The organism is Rhodanobacter sp. FW106-PBR-R2A-1-15 (assembly GCF_058789735.1).
The window spans coordinates 1-571 of sequence record NZ_JBYTEM010000069.1; the positions used below are offsets into that span (position 1 = coordinate 1).

General features: G+C 64.6%; 1 protein-coding gene. It reads left to right on the forward strand.

From position 1 onward, the window contains the following. Positions 1-566 (forward strand): transposase (locus AC3WTD_RS18525; protein ID WP_492614663.1); only part of this gene is annotated, 566 nt, incomplete at its 5' end. Positions 567-571 lie beyond the last annotated feature (5 nt).

Sequence of the window (571 nt, forward strand, 5' to 3'; positions counted from 1 at the left end):
ACCGACTCGACGTCGCCAATGACGCCGTACGCGACTCGGTGGAAGCGTCGCTCAAGGAACTGCGCAAGCAGATCAAGGCGCTGGAGCAGCGCATCAACAATCACATCGACAAGGATCCCCAGCTGCGCTACGACGCGGCGTTGATGACGTCCATCCCCGGCATCGCCAAGACCACGTCGGCCTCCCTGCTCGCCGCACTGGGCGACCTGCGACGCTTCGACGCGCCGGGCAAGCTGGTCGCCTTCGCCGGCCTCAACCCGGCACGGCGCGAGTCGGGCACGCTCAAGGGACAGGTCCGGATCTCCAAAACCGGTGCCCCCGGCTTGCGCGCCAAACTCTACTTTCCCGCCATCTGCGCCAAGAACCACAACCCCGTGGTTCGTGCCTTCTGCGAACGGTTGCTCGCACGCGGGAAGCTCCCCATCGTGACCGTGTGTGCCGCCATGCGGAAGCTCCTGCACCTAGTCTGGGGCGTCATCCATACCAACTCGCTGTTTGATCCTGACTACCCCAGACACCGCCTCGTTGCCTCTGCGCACGCATCACCTGGATGCTCGCTTGCATAACGCGG